We start from the raw sequence: 14,840 nt of genomic DNA, 5'->3' as shown, positions 1-14,840 counted from the left end.
CGCCTCAGCGCAGGTCGAGGCGCATGAGCACGCGCGGGAACCCGTTGAGCACCGAGTCGGTATCGGCGGCCTTCGTGAATCCTGCCTTCTCGAACAGGCGGCGGGTGCCGACGTAGGCCATCGTCAGGTCGACTTTCGCACCCCGGTTGTCGACCGGATACGCCTCGACCGCGGGCGCACCGGACGTGCGGGCGAAGGCGACCGCTCCCGCGACCAGCGCGTGCGAGATGCCTTCTCCCCGGTGCCCCGGGCGGACGCGGACGCACCACAGTGACCACACGTCCAGGTCGTCGACGTGCGGGATCTTGCGGCTGGTCGCGAACGACGTGTCTGCGCGCGGATGGATCGCCGCCCACCCGACGACCTCGTCGTCCCGGTAGGCGAGCACGCCCGGCGGTCCCGCCTCCAGCAGCGCCGCCGTCTTCGCCGCCCGCGCGGGTCCGCGCAGCTCCCGATTCTCCTTCGCACCGAGGCGATAGCTCAAGCACCAGCAGACATCCGCGTCGGACCGTTTCGGCCCGAGCATCGTCTGCAGGTCGGCGAACCGCGCCGCCGGCCGGACTTCGATTCCCATGCGGCCATCGTTCCACCAGCCGCCGACGGCGCGCGTCTCCGATCCGAACGCGGACCGTGCACGTCCCCGGCGCCCGGGATCACTCGCCGCGCAGCACCTCCAGGGCGTGCGCGAGGTCGGCCGGGTACTCGGAGGTGAAGGTCGCCCAGTCCCCCGTCGCCGGGTGCGTGAAGGACAGTTCCCGCGCGTGCAGCCACTGGCGGGTCAGACCCAGCCGGGCTGCCAGCGTCGGGTCGCTCCCGTAGAGCGGATCGCCGACGCACGGATGCCGGTGCGCTGCCATGTGCACGCGGATCTGGTGCGTCCTGCCGGTTTCCAGGTGGATCTCCAGCAGCGCGGCTCGCGGAAACGCCTCCAGCGTCTCGTAGTGCGTGACCGAGTCCTTGCCGTCGGGTGTGACGGCGAACTTCCACGAATGCGAGGGATGCCGCCCGATGGGCGCGTCGATGGTGCCGGTGAGCGGGTCCGGATGCCCCTGGACCACGGCGTGATAGATCTTCTCGACCTCGCGCTCCTTGAAAGCGCGCTTCAGCGCGATGTATGCGTGCTCCGTCTTCGCCACGACCATCAGTCCGCTGGTGCCCACGTCCAGCCGGTGGACGATGCCCTGCCGCTCCGCGGCTCCGGTCGTGGCGGTGCGGATGCCGCCGGCTGCGAGGGCCCCGAGCACGGTCGGGCCGTCCCAGCCGAGCGAGGGGTGCGCGGCGACTCCGCTGGGTTTGTCTACCACCACGATGTCGTCGTCGTCATACACGATGCCCAGGTCCGGCACCGCCAGTGGGATCACGCGCGGCTCTTCCTTGGGCGTCCAGGACACCTCCAGCCACGAGCCCGCGCGCAGCCGGTCGGACTTCGTCAGTCCGCGACCGTCCATCGCGACGCCGCCCGCGTCGGCGACCTCGGCAGCGAAGGTGCGCGAGAAGCCGAGCATCTTCGCAAGTGCCGCGTCCACCCGCGTGCCCTCGAGGCCGTCCGGTACGGGAAGACTCCGGGATTCCATCTCAGCCGTCCGCGTCACGCCGGGGTTCGCGGTTCCGGGGGATCCCGGCATCCGGGTTCCCGGCCGGGAACTGATCGCCTTCGACGGCGACCGCACCGCCGCCGGCGACGACATCGTCGCCATCGCGTGGCGGGATGCTGTCCGCGGCGTGCCGGCGGGCATCACGGGTGCCGTCCAGGTGCAGGCCGAGCAGCACCAGCAGAGCGACGCTGATCATCATCGTCACGATGAAGATGTCGGCGACGTTGTAGATCGCCGGATTGGTCCAGAACCACATCCACGGCGTGTTTATGAAGTCGACCACGTGCCCGACGGCGAAGCCCGGTTCGCGGAACGCGCGATCCGCGAGATTGCCCAGGACGCCGCCCAGGAGCAGTCCCAGCACGACGGCCCACAGGCGGGAGCGCACGCGGGTGGCGGCGAGCCACACGATCACCCCGGCCACCACGGCCAGTGCGATGGTGAAGATCCAGGTGACGCCCTCGCCGAGCGAGAATGCCGCGCCCGGATTGCGCACCAGATAGAAGCTCAGGAAGTCGCCGAGCACCTGCACCGTCTGCTGAGGCGGGAGGTTCTGGATTGCGAGGTACTTCGAGAACTGGTCAGCGGCCAGCACCAGCACCGCGAGAACCGCGATGATGGTGCCGGCCGCCGCCTTGTGAAGGGGGGCTCGGCCTGTCAAAAGGCCGGCTTAGAGGCCGATGGCAGACACCGGGGTGGAACCCGACGTCGTGCCCGTGGTCTCGAGGTCGCGCAGCTTGCCCTCGATGTAGCCGCGCAGCTGAGCTCGGTAATCCCGCTCGAAGTTGCGCAGTTCGGTGATGCGGTTCTCGAGGATCGAGCGCTCCTTGTCGAGGCGCGCGATCTCTTCGCGACCCTTGGTCTCGGCCTCCGAGACGATGGTCGCCGCCTGCGCCTGAGCGTCGGCGATCAGCTTGTCGCGCTGCGCGATGCCCTCGGCGACGTGCTCGTCGTGCAGGCGCTGTGCCAGTTCGATGATGCCTGCGCTGGCAGCGGCGGGAGCGGTGCCGCTCTGAGCCGCCTCGGCAGCCGGAGCGGGCGCAGGCGCCTGCTCGATGACCGCGGGGGTCGAGGGTGCCTCGGCACCGGACTCGTAGGCGGCGAGCTTGGCCCTCAGCTCGTCGGCCTCTGCGATGGACTTGCGCCACTCCACGACGATCTCGTCGAGGAAGTCGTCCACCTCATCGGGGTCGAAACCCTCCTTGAAACGGACGTGCTGAAACTGCTTGGTGACGACGTCATCGGGGGTCAATGCCATGGTGATTCCTCTTTCGAGCGTCTGGTCGCGAGCCGATGTCGGGGGCCGCTCCGCCGATTTCCGGCGTTCGTACAGGCAAGCATAGCCGCGCGGGAATTACCCCGCGAGCGTCCGCGTCACCGCGAGCAGAACGAAGCACAGCAGCATCGTCAGGGTGAAACCGAAGTCGATGCCGATTCCGCCCACGCGCAGTGGCGGAATGAAACGACGGAAGAGTTTGATCGGAGGGTCCGTCACCGTGTACACCAGCTCCGCAGCCACGAGGCCGGCGCCTTTGGGACGCCACTCACGGTTGAAGAAGGGTACCCAGTCGAGCACGAGCCGCACCAGCAGCACGAGCACATAGAGCAGGAGGACGCTGTTGAGGATCGTGGCGATCGCGCCAACGATATTCACAAGACGACTGTATCAGCGCCGCGACCTATTGCTGAGCGAACGGGACCGATTCCGGGTCCGCCTGCGCGACCGCGCCGTCACCGGACACGGCGACGTTCTCCGGGGAGAGCAGGAAGACCTTGCTCGTGACCCGCTCGATGCGGCCGTAGAGCCCCAGCGACAGGCCGCTCGCGAAGTCGATCAGACGCCGGGCGTCGGCGTCGCTCATCTGCGAGAGGTTGATGATGACCGGAATGCCCTCGCGGAAATTCTCGGCGATGACCTGCGCGTCCCGGTACTGCTTCGGGTGCACCGTGAGGATCTCGCTGATCGCCGCGGGAGCCACCTGACGCACGACCGTCGGGCGATGCAGCGGCGTCACCGGCGCGGTCTTCTCGACTGCGGTGACGGACTTGCGGCCCGTCGGCTGTGGATCGGGCTCGTCATAGACTTCTTCCTCGTCAGCAAGGCCCAGGTACACCATTGTCTTCTTCAGGGGGTTCGACATCGCATCCTCCGTGTGTGCTCGTCTGTTCCGAGGTTAACCGTGCACGGGCCTCGGGCCCGTGATTGCCGACCCGATCCGCAGGTGTGTCGCGCCTGCGGCGATCGCATCGGCGTAATCCGCCGTCATTCCGGCCGAGATCCATGTGGCTTCGGGCATGATCGCCCGCACCCGATCCGCGTAGCCGGCCAGGCGGGCGAACGCGCGCGCCGGCTCCTCGTCGAGCGGAGCCACGGCCATCACCCCGCGCAAGCGCAGGCTCCGGCATCCGCCCACGTGCTCGGCCAGGCGCTCCAGATCGGCTGGGGCGACTCCCCCACGCGCCGGGTCGTCCGTGAGGTTGACCTGCAGCAGCACCTCGAGCACCGCGGCGTCGCTGTCGGCGGCGGAATCCAGGGCGTTCGCGATCTTCGCACGGTCCACCGAATGCACCACGGATGCGGCAGCGCGGATCGCCCTGGCCTTGTTCGTCTGCGCCTGCCCGATGAAATGCCACCGCAGGTCGTCGAGATCGCCGGCGCTGTGCACCTTCTCGGTGAGCTCCTGCTGGCGGTTCTCGCCCACGTCACGCACGCCGAGCGCGTAAAGCTCCTCGACCACTGAGACGGGGTGGAATTTCGTCACCACGATGCGCGTGATCGAGCCGGGATCGCGGCCGGCCGCGCGGGCGGCGTCGGCGATCCCGGCATCGACGCGCGCGAGCCGTTCGGCAAGAGTCAAGGGTCCTCGGACTGTCGACGGTGGATCTGATGGAGTCCCGGAGGACTACTTCAGGAAATCGGGGATGTCCAGGTCGTCGTCGCCGAAGGCCGAGTCGTAGCTCGTGTCGGGGACGGCGGCGCCGACCGGAACGGGCTCACTCTCGCGCACCGGCTCCTTGGCCGCATCCACGGCGGGGGTCGCCGGGATGACCGGGGCTGCCGGCAGGACGCGCGAGGAGGTGACCGGGTCGAGCCGGAGGGTGGGCTCGCCGTTGTCGAAGCCGGCGGCGATCACGGTGACGCGGACCTCGTCGCCCAGCGTGTCGTCGATGACCGTTCCGAAGATGATGTTCGCCTCGGGGTGCGCGGCTTCCTTGACCAGCTGCGCGGCATCGTTGATCTCGAAGATGCCGAGGTTGGATCCGCCCTGGATGGAGAGCAGAACCCCGTGGGCGCCTTCGATGCTCGCCTCCAGCAGCGGGGATTCGACGGCGAGTTCGGCGGCCTTGATGGCCCGATCCGCGCCCCGCGCCGATCCGATTCCCATGAGCGCGGAGCCTGCACCCTGCATGACCGACTTGACGTCGGCGAAGTCGAGGTTGATCAGTCCGGGTGTGGTGATCAAGTCGGTGATTCCCTGCACACCGGCCAGGAGCACCTGGTCGGCGGTCGCGAAGGCCTCGATCATCGAGATGCCGCGGTCGCTGATCTCCAGCAGCCGATCGTTCGGCACGACGATGAGGGTGTCGACCTCTTCTTTCAGCTTGGCGACACCGGTCTCGGCCTGGCTCTGGCGCCGACGGCCTTCGAACGAGAAGGGCTTGGTGACGACACCGATCGTCAGCGCGCCGATGGACTTGGCGATCTTGGCCACGACCGGAGCCCCACCGGTGCCCGTGCCGCCGCCCTCGCCCGCGGTGACGAAGACCATGTCGGCGCCCCGCAGCGCCTCCTCGATCTCCTCCGCGTGGTCTTCGGCCGCACGCCGGCCCACCTCGGGGTCGGCACCGGCGCCGAGTCCCCTGGTCAGCTCGCGTCCGACGTCGAGCTTGACGTCCGCATCGCTCATCAGCAGCGCCTGCGCGTCCGTGTTTATCGCGATGAACTCGACGCCCCGCAGACCGAGATCGATCATGCGGTTGACCGCGTTCACGCCGCCGCCGCCGACGCCGACGACCTTGATCACCGCGAGGTAGTTCTGGTTCTGGCTCATGCCGGCCTCCGTCTGTCCTGCACCTGAATGGAAAACCCTCAACCTCAAGTAGAGGTATAAAGAATTGCCCGGTATGCAATTCCCTTGGTCTGAAAGTATGCGGCTGCCACCACACGACCGGGAGCGTCGCGGGCGTGTCGCGTTATCCCGTGCCCAAGCCGGTGAGAAAGGGGTTCAGCGCACCACGATCGCGCTGGGCGAGGAGATGTCGTAGACGCTGACGTCGGCCGGCGGGCGGGCCGCCATCGTCGTCTCCAGGACCAGCGCCTTCAGCGCGGAGTCCTCGGCGCTGCCCCAGACCACCTGAGCGTTGGACGCGCCCAGAGTGAGCGTGACATCGTCCGGGGTGGTGGCCGAGACGGCGGTCACCTGCACCAGGATCGACTCCGGCAGCGACCGCATCACCTTGCCGAGCGCGGCGAACGCCGGGGAGTCGGTGCCGCCCTCCACGGTGACCAGTGGTCGTCCCGGGGCGGGGGTGGTCGAGGTCGACAGCGCCACGCCGGCGGCATCGACCAGCGTGTAGCCCGCTCGCGTCTGAATGAGACCGATCGGCGTGCGTTCGACGATGCGCACGATCAGTTCGTGCGGCGGTCGGGCCTCCAGCGTGTACGACTCCACGAGCGGGAACCCGACGAGGGCGGCCTTGACCTCGCTCTCGTCCACCAGCGGCAGCGGCGTGCCGATCTGCTCGGACAGCGCGGCCTCGACCGCCGGCGCGTCCAGCTGCTGCGCTCCCACGACGCGGATCTGCTCGACGGCGAACAGCGGGCTGTACGCGGCACCCAGAGTCGCCAGGACCAGCAGGACCACTGCTGCCGCGCCGCCGAGCCACAGCGCTCGCTTGCGCCGCTGCCGACCGGTGAATCGGCGCACCTCCGCGCGAAGCGCCTTCCTGCGCGCGCGAGCAGCCGACCAGACGTCTCTGATCCGCACCGGTGCGCCGTCTTCGCCGGTCGTCGGTTCGGCGTCCGCGATGACGGTGGTCGGGATCGCAGCAGGGCGCTGCATCGATGGCGGCGCCGCCAACGGGATGATCGGCGCGATGGCCGGCTCTGCGTGGGCCGGCTCTGCGTGGGCCGGCTCTGCGTGGGACGGCTCCTCCGGCGGTGCCGCATCAGCGGGGCTCGCAGACGGCGCCGACGGTTCCTCGGCGTCCCGGCGCGCCGCCGTGCGGCGGACGATCTCGGTCGATCCATCCGCCGGGGGCGGGAGCGGCGTCGGCCGGCGCACGTCTGCTACTCCGCCGGACCGGCGGCTGCGACGGCCGGAGTCTGCGAGAGCGCGTCCAGCACCTGCGGGATGATCTGATAGACGTTTCCGCAGCCCAGCGTGATGACGTAGTCGCCGGCTCGCGCCACGGTGGCCGTGTACTGGGCCGCCTGCTGCCAGTCGGCGACGTAGTGCACGTTGTCGGGGTCGGCGAACGCCGCCGACACCAGTTCGCCGGTCACTCCGGGGATCGGATCCTCCCGTGCACCGAACACGTCCAGCATCACGGTGTGGTCGGCGTACTGCTCCAGCACCTCGGCGAACTCGCGGTACATCTGCTGCGTGCGCGAGTACGTGTGCGGCTGCTGGATGGCGATGAGCCGCCCGTCCCCGACGACCGATCGCGCGGCGACGAGCGCCGCAGCCACCTCGGTCGGGTGATGCGCGTAGTCGTCGAAGACGCTGACGCCGCGGGCGACGCCGTGCAGTTCGAAACGGCGCACTGTTCCTTCGAATCCCTCGACGGCACGGACGGCGGCCGTGAGGTCGTGCCCGAGCGTCAGCAGCACGGCCACCGCGCCTGCCGCGTTGATGGCGTTGTGCGCGCCCGGGATCGCCAGACGGGCCCGGGCGGATGCCGGACCGTGACTGATCGTGAAGGACACCGGCCCGTCGGTGCGCAGGTCGGTGACGCGGACGCCGGCGGTGCGCGACGTGCCGAAGGTGAGGAGGTTCGGGTGGGTGAGGCGCCCGGTCACGTCACGTGCTCCGGGGTCGTCCGCGGAGATCACCACCGCTTCGCCCGCGCGGTTCGCGAAGTTCGCGAACGCATCGACGAACGCATCATCCGAGCCGTAGTGGTCGAGGTGGTCGGGGTCCACGTTGGTGATCAGCGCGATCGAGGTGTCGTAGAGCAGGAAGGTGCCGTCGGATTCGTCCGCCTCGATGACGAAGAGGTCATCCGATCCGGTGGCGCTGGAAGCGCCGAGCTGGGCGATGACGCCGCCGTTGACGAACGTCGGCTGCTCCCCCAGCGCCTGCAGGGCCGTGACGAGCATTCCGGTGGAGGTGGTCTTGCCGTGGGCGCCCGCCACCGAGACGAGCCGGCGTCCGCCGATCAGCCAGTGCAGCGCCTGCGAGCGGTGGATGACCGGCATCCCGCGCTCCTTCGCCGTGACGAACTCCGGGTTCTCCGGCCAGATGGCACCGGTGTGGATGACGGTGTCGGCGTCGCCGAGATTGGCCGCATCGTGCCCCACGTGCACGGTGGCGCCGAGCTCGGCGAGGTCGCGCAGCGCCTGGCTGTCGGCGCGGTCCGAGCCGGACACGCGGATGCCGCGCTCGAGGAACATGCGGGCGAGCCCCGACATGCCCGACCCGCCGATGCCGATGAAATGAGCGGCTTCGATGCGCTCGGGAAGGGGAAGGCTGAGGTCGGGTCTGATCATGACTCGTTCATCCTAAGTTGGCTGCCTGAGGGGTTGCCTCCGGCGCGCTGGGCTCTCCGGTCCCCGCCGCGGCAGTCACTCGCGCCGGCCGGATCGCGGACTACGGACGCCGTCCGAGCGCTTCGTCGATCAGGGCCACGACGTTCTCGGCGCCGGTCCGGCTGCCGACGGATGCCGCGGCATCCGTCATCGCCGCCCGCCGCGCCGAATCGTTCAGGAGGGGAATCACCTGCGCCCGGATCCGGTCCGCGGTGAAGTCTGCGTCCGGGATCAGGACAGCCGCTCCGGCGCGCACCGCGGATGCGGCGTTCAGCGCCTGCTCCCCGTTGCCGACCGCGTAGGGCACGTAGGCGGCCGGGATTCCGAGTGCACTGATCTCGCTCACGGTCGCGGCGCCCGCGCGGGCGACGATCAGATCGCACACGGCGAACGCGAGGTCCATCCGATCGACGTACCGCCGGACCGCGTAGCCGGCGGCGCCGGGGTCGGGCAGGTCCGAACGCTCCCCCGTCACGTGGAGCAGTTGCCAGCCGGCTTCCAGCACATCGCGCCAGGCGCCGGCGAACGCCTCGTTGAGGCGCTGGGCGCCGAGGGACCCCCCGAACGCGAGGAGGGTCGGTCGGGCAGGATCCAGACCGAAGTGCGCTGCCGCTTGCGGGCGCAGCGCGGCACGGTCAAGCTCCACGATCTCGCGCCGTAGCGGCATCCCCACCACCCGGCCGCCTTTCAGCCGGGTGCCCGCGAAGGCGACTCCCACCGCGGCGGCGCGCCGAGCGCCGAGGAGGTTGGCCATGCCCGGCTTCGCGTTCGCCTCGTGGACGACGACCGGCACGCGCGCATTGCGCGCTGCCACGTATGCGGGTGCGGACGCGTAGCCCCCGAAGCCCACGACCACATCGACGCCGTGTTCGCGGATGTGCGAGCGCACCTGCGCGATGGCCTGCCGGAAGCGCAGCGGGAAGGTGGCTGCGGCTCGGTCGGGGCGGCGCGGGAAGGGCACCTTGTCCACCAGCAGCAGCTCGTAGCCGCGCTCGGGAACCAGGCGAGCCTCCAGCCCCTCACGGGTGCCCAGGACGAGGATGCGGTCCTCGGCGTTGCGTGCCCGCAGGGTGTCGGCCACGGCCAGCAGCGGGTTGACGTGCCCGGCGGTGCCGCCACCGGCAAGAAGGTACGTCGTCACCGGGCAAGTTTACCGACCGGCACGCCTCCGCACCCCCGTCACCTCGTGGGCGCGGAACCTGCGGCGCGCTGGCGTCGGGCGGCGGCGCGCTGAATGGCGGCCTGACGTCGCGCCTCCGCGGCCGGCAGCGTGCGCGCGAACGACAGCAGCACCCCCGCGGCCAGCAGTACCGATACGAGTGACGTGCCACCCTGCGACATGAACGGCAGCGGCACGCCCAGCACCGGGAACAGGCGCAGCACGACGCCGATGTTGATCAGGGCCTGGCCGACGATCCACACCGTGATCGCACCGGACACGATCCGCACGAACGGGTCGTCCGTCTTGCGGATGACGTGGAAGGCGCCGACGGCGAACAGCGCGAACAGGCTCAGCACGACCGCGCAGCCGATGAGTCCGAGCTCTTCGCCGACGATCGCGAAGACGTAGTCGTTGGCCGCGGCGGGCAGCCAGTACTTCGCCTTGGAGTTGCCCAGGCCCAGGCCGAAGACCCCGCCACCGGCGAGCCCCCAGATGCCGTGCAGCGGCTGGTAGCAGCTGTTGAAGTAGTCCGCCAGGCAGTTGGTGTCCAGGAAGCTCATGATCCGTCGCATGCGGTCGGGGCTGGTGACGGCGAGGGCGGCGACGGCCGCGACGGAGGCGATCAGCGGCAGGATGAAGATCCGCAGCTTGACGCCGGAGAAGAACAGGGCGCCGAGCAGGATGAGCACGAGGATCATCGCCGTGCCCAGGTCGCTTCCGGCCAGGACGGTCGCGATCACGAGCGCCCCGACCGGTACGACCGGGATGAAGACGTGCCGCCACAGCCCGAGCAGGGTCTGTTTGCGGAACAGCACGTAGCCCATCCACAGCGCCAGGCCCAGTTTGAGGAACTCGGCGGGCTGGAACTGGAACCCGCCGATCAGGATCCAGTTGCGGTTTCCGTTCGCCTCGACGCCGAGACCGGGAACGAAGACCAGCAGCTGGAACAGCACCGAGCCGATCAGCGCCGGCCACGCGATGCGCTTCCAGAAGGCGATCGGCAGGCGGCTCGCGACGAACATCAGCGGGATGCCGATCACCGCGAAGACCACCTGCTTGATGACCTCCTCGTAGGGCGGGTCGCCGGCGGCCGTCGCGGTGGCCGAGGTGGCCGACAGCACCATCACCAGGCCGAATCCGGTCAGCAGCAGTGCGGTGGACGCCAGGAGCAGGAACTCACTCGGCACCGGTGCGAACACGCGACCGAGGGACACCCGAGCGGCGAGGCCGCGGCGCGCCTGCGGATCAGGCTCGGTCGGCGGAAGGGGGGTCGGTCTGGGAGTCGTGGTGGTCACCGTTCTCCCTTCCGATCAGCTCTCTGACCGCAGCGGCGAACCGCCGGCCGCGGTCGGCGTAGGAGGTGAACTGGTCGAAGGATGCTGCGGCGGGGGCGAGCAGTACGACGTCCCCGGCACGTGCGATCCCGGCTGCCAGTTCGACAACCCGCGCCATGATCTGTTCAGTCTCATCGGCGTCCACCTCGAACAGCGGCACCGCGGGCGCGTGTCGCGAGAACGCCGCGACCACCGCCGTCCGGTCGGCACCGATCACGATCGCCGCCTTCGCGCCGGCGCCCCGTCCGGCGACGAGCTCGGAGATGTCCACGCCTTTGAGCATTCCCCCGACGACCCAGACCGACCCCGGGTAGGCGGCCAGGGAGGATGCCGCAGCGTGCGGATTCGTCGCCTTGGAGTCATCGACCCAGGTCACCCCGTCCGCCGTCTCGACGATCTGGATGCGGTGCGGGTCGAGGCTGAAATCCTGCAGTGCGCCGCGGATCGCAGCGGGCGGGACATCCAGCGACCGGGCCAGCGCGCCGGCGGCCAGGACGTTGGCGACGATGTGCGGGGCGGCCAGTCCGTGCGCATCGAGTTCGGCGACAGTGGTCAGCTCCAGCGCGCTGGTGCGCCGGTCTTCCAGGAACGCCCGGTCCACGAGGATCCCGTCCACCACACCGAGATCGCTCGGCCCGGGCACGCCCAGATCGAACCCGATGGCGCGCGCACCCTCGACCACCTCGGCGTCCTCGACCATGCGGCGCGTCTCGGCATCCGCCTTGTTGTACACGCACGCCACGCGCGTGTGGTCGTAGACGTGCGCCTTGGCGTCGCGGTACGCCTGGGCGGAGCCGTGCCATTCGAGGTGGTCGTCGGCCAGGTTCAGGCAGACGCTGGCGTAGGGCGAGACGGGAGCGGGACCGGTCTGCAGCCCGAGGTACCAGAGCTGGTGGCTGGAGAGCTCCACAACCAGCACGTCGAAGCCCGCCGGATCGCGCACGGCGTCGAGCACGGGCGTTCCGATGTTGCCCACCGGGGCCGCCCGCAACCCGCCCTCGAGCAACATGGTCGCGGCCAGCCGTGTCGTGGTCGTCTTCCCGTTCGTCCCGGTGATCAGGACCCACTCGGCCGGGCTGCCGTCCGGCCGCGGGACCTTGTCGCGCACGCGCCAGGCCAGCTCGATGTCGCCCCACAGTGCGATGCCGGACGCGCGCGCCCATTCGATGACGGGGTGACGAGGCGCGAACCCCGGTGAGGCGACGATCACCTCGGGAGCGAACGCGACGAGCTGGTCGGGGACGCTCGCGAGCGGACCGAACCAGGACCGGACGCCGATGACGGGCAGCAGCCGCTCGTACTCCGGGTCGGCGGACTCGGAGACCACGAGCACGTCGGCTCCGAGCTCGGCGAGGGTGTCCGCGGCCGAGAACCCCGTGACCGACAGGCCGAGCACCGCGACGCGCAGGCCTGCCCAGTCGGCGCGCCAGCTGTTCAGGGAATCAAGTCGAGGCGTGTTCATGCGCGCGAGAGCCATTCGACGTAGAACAGTCCGACCGCTGAGATCGCGAGCATCCCGGAGATGATCCACATGCGGACCACGATCGTGATCTCGGGCCACCCGCGCATCTCGAGGTGATGGTGGAACGGACTCATCAGGAACAGACGTTTGCCGCGGGTGAGTTTGAAGTACAGCCGTTGGGCGATGACCGAGCCCGAGGCCAGCGCGTATGCCCCGGCGACCAGGACCAGCAGGATCTCGGTGCGGGTGAGGATGGCCATGGCCGCGATGACTCCGCCGATACCCATCGACCCGACGTCTCCCATGAAGATGCTGGCCTTGGGTGCGTTCCACCAGAGGAACCCGATCAGCGAGCCGGCGAAGGCGGCCGAGACGATCGCGAGGTCCAGCGGATCTCGGGTCGGATAGCAGGCGCTGAGGAATTCCGGGCCGCCGGTGCACACCTGCTGGAACTGCCAGAAGGCGATGAGGCTGTACGCGCCGACCATGAAGATGCCGGCGCCGGCGGCGAGTCCGTCCAGCCCGTCCGCCACGTTGGCGCTGTTGGATGCCGCCACGCCGATGAGGGAGATCCAGGCCAGGTAGAGCAGCCATCCCAGGATCGGGCCGAGTGCCATGAAGGACAGCACCTGCACGTCGCGGAACACCGACACGTAGGCCGCGGCCGGCGTCTGCCCGACCTTGTTGGGGAAGTTCAGCGCGATGATCGCGAACGGCACGAGCACGATCACCTGTCCGACGATCTTGCGCCAGCCGCTCAGCCCGAGACTGCGCTGGCGGTGCACCTTCATGTAGTCGTCGATGAAGCCGACCGCGCCGAGGCCGACCATGAGCCACAGCACCAGGAGCCCGGACACGGTGGGCGGGTTGTTGCCCGTCCACGTGCCCACGAAATAGCCGACGATGGTGCCGACGATGAAGATGGTGCCGCCCATGGTGGGCGTGCCGCGCTTTTCACCGTGGCTGGGATTGTGGATGTTCTCGGGGGTGCGGATCACCTGACCCCAGCCCCATTTGCGGAACAGCCGGATGAAGACCGGCGTCAGGAAGAGACTGAATGCCAGGGAGATCGCCGCCGCCGTCAGAAGTGATCTCACGAGAACGATTCTCCCAGACGATCGCCGAGGAACCGCAGGCCCGCCGCGTTCGACGACTTCACCAGCACCCGGTCCCCGTCCCGCAACTCTCCGAGGAGATACTCGTACGCTTCGTCCGCGGTGGCGAAGAAGACGGCCTCGGCGTCCCACGAGCCCTGCGCGATCGCCTCGAGGTACATGCGGCGCGCGTCGGTGCCGACCACGACGATCCGCTGGATGCCGAGACGCACCGCCAGCAGTCCGACGCGATCGTGTTCCTCGTCGGCGTATTCGCCCAGCTCGCTCATCGCGCCCAGCACCGCGACGGTGCGCTCGCCCGGACCAGTGATCTGCGCGAGGGTGCGCAGCGCCGCAGACATGGAATCGGGACTGGCGTTGTAGGCGTCGTTGATGATGCGCACACGCTCGGACCCGAGCGGCTGCATGCGCCATCGCTCGGCCAGCTGCACCGTCTCCAGACGCGTGATGCACTCCGCGAGCGGCACGCCCAGCGCGGTGGCCGTGGCGATGGCGGCGAGGGCGTTCATGATGTGGTGCTCACCGAGGACACGCAGGTGCAGCGGGGCGGACACGCCGTCCGCGGTGACGACACAGCGGGTGCCGTCGCCCCCGACGACGACATCGTCCGCCCGGACGTCCGCACCGGGACCACGACCGAACCAGCGGACGCCGGCGGACTGCTCCGCGGCGATCGGCGCCATCGCGGCCACCCGCGGGTCATCGGCGTTGAGCACCGTCAAACCGCCGGGACGAATCGCCCGAACCAGCTCGGACTTGGCCGCGAACGTCGCTTCCATGCCGCCGAATCCACCGGCGTGCGCCATCCCCACCATGAGCACGACGGCGACGTCGGGCTCGACGAGCCCGGCCAGCCGCGCGATCTCCCCCGGGCCACTGGCGCCGAACTCGCTGACGAGGAACCGGGTGGAGGGGGTGACGCGGAGCATCGTCAGCGGCGCGCCCACCTCGTTGTTGAAAGAGGCCCGGGGTGCGACGGTCTCGCCCTCGTCCTCGAGGATGCGGGCGAGCAGGTTCTTCGTCGTGGTCTTGCCGTTGGAGCCGGTGATCCCCACGATGCGCAGGTCGCCGGCCTTCCGGACCTCTGCGACGACATGGCGGGCCAGGTCGGCGAGGGCCGCGATGGCGTCGGCGACCACCACCTGGGTGACGGATGCCGCCACCACACGCTCCACGATCGCCACGGCGGCGCCGCGTTCGACGGCGGCGTCGACGAACAGGTGTCCGTCGGTGACCTCACCGGGCTTGGCGACGAAGATGCCGCCCGGTCGGATCAGTCGCGAGTCGGTGTCGACGTCCCCGGACACGACCGCCTCCGGTGCGACGCCGGGGGCGAGTTGGAGCCGTCCGTTCAGGACGTGGGCAAGCTGAGCAAGAGTGAGCGCGATCATCGATTCTCCGGCCGGAAGGGATGCTGCTCG

15 protein-coding genes are annotated in these 14,840 nt (G+C 69.6%); all 15 read right to left on the bottom strand.

The features are described from left to right. Positions 1 to 4: 4 nt before the first annotated feature. The 15 genes from QNO12_RS05800 to QNO12_RS05730 all read right to left on the bottom strand — a co-directional run bounded on the left by QNO12_RS05800 (position 5) and on the right by QNO12_RS05730 (position 14,810). Positions 5 to 574, bottom strand: a complete 570-nt coding sequence (locus tag QNO12_RS05800; protein ID WP_257501814.1) for a GNAT family N-acetyltransferase — start codon at positions 572 to 574, stop codon at positions 5 to 7. Positions 575 to 653: 79 nt separating this feature from the next. Then, on the bottom strand, positions 654 to 1,574 hold the full coding sequence (locus QNO12_RS05795; protein WP_257501934.1) for an RluA family pseudouridine synthase: 921 nt from the start codon (positions 1,572 to 1,574) through the stop codon (positions 654 to 656). 1 nt (position 1,575) lies between these two features. Beyond that, positions 1,576 to 2,256, bottom strand: a complete 681-nt coding sequence (gene lspA / locus QNO12_RS05790; RefSeq protein WP_257501813.1) for a signal peptidase II — start codon at positions 2,254 to 2,256, stop codon at positions 1,576 to 1,578. A 9-nt stretch (positions 2,257 to 2,265) separates the two neighbouring features. Continuing rightward, a complete protein-coding gene (locus QNO12_RS05785; RefSeq protein WP_257501812.1) occupies positions 2,266 to 2,853 on the bottom strand; it encodes a DivIVA domain-containing protein in 588 nt (195 codons plus the stop codon). A 96-nt stretch (positions 2,854 to 2,949) separates the two neighbouring features. Further along, on the bottom strand, positions 2,950 to 3,249 hold the full coding sequence (locus tag QNO12_RS05780; RefSeq protein WP_257501811.1) for a YggT family protein: 300 nt from the start codon (positions 3,247 to 3,249) through the stop codon (positions 2,950 to 2,952). Between the two features lie 25 nt (positions 3,250 to 3,274). After that, positions 3,275 to 3,736: a cell division protein SepF gene (locus QNO12_RS05775; RefSeq protein ID WP_257501810.1), complete on the bottom strand. Its 462-nt coding sequence runs from the start codon at positions 3,734 to 3,736 to the stop codon at positions 3,275 to 3,277. Positions 3,737 to 3,769: 33 nt separating this feature from the next. Then, positions 3,770 to 4,453 carry a YggS family pyridoxal phosphate-dependent enzyme gene (locus tag QNO12_RS05770; RefSeq protein ID WP_257501809.1) on the bottom strand — a complete coding sequence of 228 codons (684 nt, stop codon included), beginning with the start codon at positions 4,451 to 4,453 and terminating at the stop codon, positions 3,770 to 3,772. A gap of 45 nt (positions 4,454 to 4,498) precedes the next feature. Then, positions 4,499 to 5,647, bottom strand: a complete 1,149-nt coding sequence (gene ftsZ, locus QNO12_RS05765) for a cell division protein FtsZ (protein WP_257501808.1) — start codon at positions 5,645 to 5,647, stop codon at positions 4,499 to 4,501. A gap of 174 nt (positions 5,648 to 5,821) precedes the next feature. Beyond that, a complete protein-coding gene (locus tag QNO12_RS05760) occupies positions 5,822 to 6,880 on the bottom strand; it encodes a cell division protein FtsQ/DivIB (protein WP_257501807.1) in 1,059 nt (352 codons plus the stop codon). A gap of 5 nt (positions 6,881 to 6,885) precedes the next feature. Next, positions 6,886 to 8,307, bottom strand: coding sequence for a UDP-N-acetylmuramate--L-alanine ligase (gene murC, locus QNO12_RS05755; protein WP_257501806.1), 1,422 nt, complete (start codon positions 8,305 to 8,307; stop codon positions 6,886 to 6,888). A gap of 100 nt (positions 8,308 to 8,407) precedes the next feature. Then, positions 8,408 to 9,487: a UDP-N-acetylglucosamine--N-acetylmuramyl-(pentapeptide) pyrophosphoryl-undecaprenol N-acetylglucosamine transferase gene (locus QNO12_RS05750; protein WP_257501805.1), complete on the bottom strand. Its 1,080-nt coding sequence runs from the start codon at positions 9,485 to 9,487 to the stop codon at positions 8,408 to 8,410. Between the two features lie 38 nt (positions 9,488 to 9,525). Beyond that, positions 9,526 to 10,803: a putative lipid II flippase FtsW gene (ftsW, locus tag QNO12_RS05745; protein ID WP_257501804.1), complete on the bottom strand. Its 1,278-nt coding sequence runs from the start codon at positions 10,801 to 10,803 to the stop codon at positions 9,526 to 9,528. After that, positions 10,754 to 12,304, bottom strand: a complete 1,551-nt coding sequence (gene murD, locus QNO12_RS05740; RefSeq protein WP_257501803.1) for a UDP-N-acetylmuramoyl-L-alanine--D-glutamate ligase — start codon at positions 12,302 to 12,304, stop codon at positions 10,754 to 10,756. Before murD ends, ftsW begins: the two co-directional genes overlap by 50 nt. Further along, positions 12,301 to 13,401, bottom strand: a complete 1,101-nt coding sequence (mraY, locus tag QNO12_RS05735) for a phospho-N-acetylmuramoyl-pentapeptide-transferase (protein WP_257501802.1) — start codon at positions 13,399 to 13,401, stop codon at positions 12,301 to 12,303. The genes murD and mraY overlap by 4 nt, the downstream gene beginning before the upstream one ends. Further along, the gene (locus tag QNO12_RS05730; RefSeq protein ID WP_257501801.1) at positions 13,398 to 14,810 is read right to left on the bottom strand and encodes a UDP-N-acetylmuramoyl-tripeptide--D-alanyl-D-alanine ligase; all 1,413 of its coding nucleotides are present in this window, start codon (positions 14,808 to 14,810) and stop codon (positions 13,398 to 13,400) included. The genes mraY and QNO12_RS05730 overlap by 4 nt, the downstream gene beginning before the upstream one ends. Positions 14,811 to 14,840: the final 30 nt, after the last annotated feature.

It is taken from the genome of Microbacterium sp. zg-B185, from assembly GCF_030246885.1.
In the GTDB taxonomy this organism is placed as follows: domain Bacteria; phylum Actinomycetota; class Actinomycetes; order Actinomycetales; family Microbacteriaceae; genus Microbacterium.
The sequence above is the reverse complement of the archived record's forward strand: the minus strand, read 5'-3'. Positions and strand labels throughout refer to the sequence as shown.

Coding starts and splice junctions, on each gene's coding strand:
- QNO12_RS05800 (WP_257501814.1), bottom strand. CDS start 574: ATGGGAATCGAAGTCCGGCCGGCGGCGCGGTTCGCCGACCTGCAGACG.
- QNO12_RS05795 (WP_257501934.1), bottom strand. CDS start 1,574: ATGGAATCCCGGAGTCTTCCCGTACCGGACGGCCTCGAGGGCACGCGG.
- QNO12_RS05785 (WP_257501812.1), bottom strand. CDS start 2,853: ATGGCATTGACCCCCGATGACGTCGTCACCAAGCAGTTTCAGCACGTC.
- QNO12_RS05775 (WP_257501810.1), bottom strand. CDS start 3,736: ATGTCGAACCCCCTGAAGAAGACAATGGTGTACCTGGGCCTTGCTGAC.
- ftsZ (WP_257501808.1), bottom strand. CDS start 5,647: ATGAGCCAGAACCAGAACTACCTCGCGGTGATCAAGGTCGTCGGCGTC.
- murC (WP_257501806.1), bottom strand. CDS start 8,307: ATGATCAGACCCGACCTCAGCCTTCCCCTTCCCGAGCGCATCGAAGCC.
- murD (WP_257501803.1), bottom strand. CDS start 12,304: ATGAACACGCCTCGACTTGATTCCCTGAACAGCTGGCGCGCCGACTGG.
- QNO12_RS05730 (WP_257501801.1), bottom strand. CDS start 14,810: ATGATCGCGCTCACTCTTGCTCAGCTTGCCCACGTCCTGAACGGACGG.